Source organism: Roseovarius maritimus (genome assembly GCF_043355895.2).
GTDB lineage: Bacteria > Pseudomonadota > Alphaproteobacteria > Rhodobacterales > Rhodobacteraceae > Roseovarius > Roseovarius maritimus.
In genome coordinates this window covers 1-2,473 of record NZ_JBHFPF020000029.1, presented here as the reverse complement: position 1 = coordinate 2,473, position 2,473 = coordinate 1, and the positions used below count along the sequence as shown (strand labels likewise).

Genomic DNA, 2,473 nt, shown 5'->3' with positions numbered 1-2,473 from the left:
TGTGGATCAGCATGCAACTTTGACCCCTGTATTGGGGTGATCGGCGTCCAAAAGTGACCCCCCTGATAAATTTGGATCAGATGCTCCTTCCAAGGCAAGGGGGAGCAATGAGGGGATGTTGGTTGTGGAGACGATTGCGAAGATCAGGCGCGCGCATTTCATAGACGGTAAGTCGATCAAGCAGATTTGTCGGGATCTGCGATTGTCTCGCAATACGGTGCGCAAGGTCATCCGCTCAGGCGCGACGGAATTCACCTACGACCGCACAACGCAGCCTCGCCCCAAGATTGATCCGTGGCGTGCTGATCTGGATAGCATTCTGGCCGAGAATGCCCGGCGGTCGAAGCGGGAACGCCTGACGCTTGTCAGGATCTACGAGGAGCTTCGCAACCGCGGCTACGGCGGCGGCTATGATGCCGTGCGGCGCTACGCAGCCAGTTGGTCGAAGGCAACACAGGAAGCCTCGGCCAGCGCCTATGTGCCGCTGAGCTTCGATCCCGGCGAGGCCTACCAGTTCGACTGGAGCCATGAGATCGTTCTGATCGATGGCGTCACCACGACCGTGAAGGTCGCCCATATTCGCCTCTGCCACAGCCGAATGCCGTTCGTGCGGGCTTATCCGCGTGAGACGCAGGAGATGGTGTTCGACGCGCACGACAAGGCGTTCGCATTTTTTGGCGGCGCCTGCGCCCGGGGAATCTACGACAATATGAAGACAGCGGTTGATGCGATCTTCGTGGGCAAGGAGCGTGCCTACAACCGTCGGTTCCAGCAGATGTGCGGGCACTATCTGGTTGATCCCGTGGCCTGCACCCCGGCATCGGGCTGGGAGAAGGGTCAGGTCGAGAACCAAGTCGGCGTGCTGCGGCGTCGGTTCTTCGTGCCGCGCCCGAAGTTCAAATCTTATGCCGAACTAAATGCCTGGCTTGAGGACCGCTGTCTCGCCTACGCAAAGGCCCAAAAACACCCTGAGATACGCGAGAAGTCCATCTGGGAAATGTTCAAGGACGAGCGACCGAGCCTCGTGCCCTATGTCGGATCGTTCGATGGCTTCCACGCCGTGCCGGCATCGGTGTCGAAGACTTGCCTCGTGCGTTTCGACAACAACAGATACTCGGTTGAGGCCCGAGCGGTGGGACGTCCGATCGAGATCCGCGCCTATGCCGACCGCGTGGAATGCTGGCAGGACGGTCGGATCGTCGGCTGCCATGAGCGCGCCTTCGGTCGTGGCAAAACCATATATGATCCCCTGCATTACATACCCATTCTGGCTCGCAAACCCGGTGCTTTGCGCAACGGTGCGCCCTTCAAGGAGTGGGAGTTGCCAACCGCGATCCGCCGAGTTCAGCGCAAGCTGGAACGCCAACCCGGCGGCGACCGACAGATGGTCGATATCCTCGGAGCCATGTTGACCGATGGCCTGGAGGCCGTGGAGGCGGCCTGTGCGGAAGCTTTGGCGCACAATGTTCATTCCGCGGGTGTCGTGCTGAACATCCTAGCCCGCCATCGCGAACCACTGCCGCCCCTGACGATCACCACCCCGGACGCTCTACGGCTCTCGTGCGAGCCAGCCGCCAATTGTGACCGCTATGACAGCTTGAGGAGAAAGAATGATGGAACGCTCAGAGGTGCTCGACGCGATGGGGAAGCTAAAGCTCTACGGGATGAGGGCGTCTTACGATGAGATCATCACGACAGCACTGAAGCGCCAGCATGAGCCGCAACAGATCATCGGGGATTTGCTGACCGCCGAGATCAGCGAGAAGCAGGCGCGGTCGATCAAATACCAGATGACCATCGCCAAGCTGCCGCTTGCCAAGGAACTGGACGAGTTCGACTTCGAGGCGACTGAGGTCAATGAAACTCTGGTCCGCGATCTGGCCACCGGAGACTTCCTCGATCATCAGCGCAACCTCGTGCTGATTGGCGGCACCGGAAGCGGCAAAACACACCTTGCAGTCAGCATTGCCAGATCCTGCATCAGAGCTGGTCGTCGTGGACGGTTCTTCAATGTCGTCGATCTGGTGAACAAGCTGGACGCCGAAGCCCGCGCCGAACGACAAGGCCGAACCGCCGACCTGATCTCCCGTCTCGACTTCCTGATCCTGGACGAGTTGGGATATCTGCCCTTCGCACAGACTGGCGGCCAGCTTCTGTTCCATCTTATCAGTAAGCTTTACGAACGAACCTCGATCATCGTCACAACCAACCTCGCCTTCGGCGAATGGCCGAGCGTGTTCGGTGATGCCAAGATGACCACCGCGCTGCTCGACCGGCTCACGCATCATTGTGAGATTGTCGAAACCGGCAACGAAAGCTGGCGCTTCAAGAACCGGGCATAACGCCAAGCAGCTGCCACGCTGGCCCGCCGCCGCTGCGCTACATGAGGGCTACGCAGCGGCGGGCCAGCTCAGAACCAGAGGGGGTCAGTATTGGACGCCGATAAGGGGTCAATTTTGAATGCTGATTGACA

Annotated in this window: 2 protein-coding genes; both read left to right on the top strand. The window is 59.5% G+C overall.

Annotation, left to right across the window (positions count from 1 at the left end; genetic code table 11):
* The first annotated feature begins 115 nt into the window (after positions 1 to 115).
* Entirely contained in the window at positions 116 to 1,684 is a 1,569-nt protein-coding gene (gene istA, locus ACEWPM_RS19740) for an IS21 family transposase (RefSeq protein WP_393964163.1), read from the top strand.
* Positions 1,614 to 2,342 (top strand): IS21-like element helper ATPase IstB, encoded by a 729-nt coding sequence (gene istB / locus ACEWPM_RS19735; RefSeq protein WP_116560052.1) that lies wholly within the window; start codon positions 1,614 to 1,616, stop codon positions 2,340 to 2,342. Before istA ends, istB begins: the two co-directional genes overlap by 71 nt.
* The last annotated feature ends 131 nt before the right edge of the window (positions 2,343 to 2,473 follow it).

Excerpts from the sequence above, each read along its gene's own strand:
- istA (WP_393964163.1), top strand. The coding sequence starts at position 116 with ATGTTGGTTGTGGAGACGATTGCGAAGATCAGGCGCGCGCATTTCATA.
- istB (WP_116560052.1), top strand. The coding sequence starts at position 1,614 with ATGGAACGCTCAGAGGTGCTCGACGCGATGGGGAAGCTAAAGCTCTAC.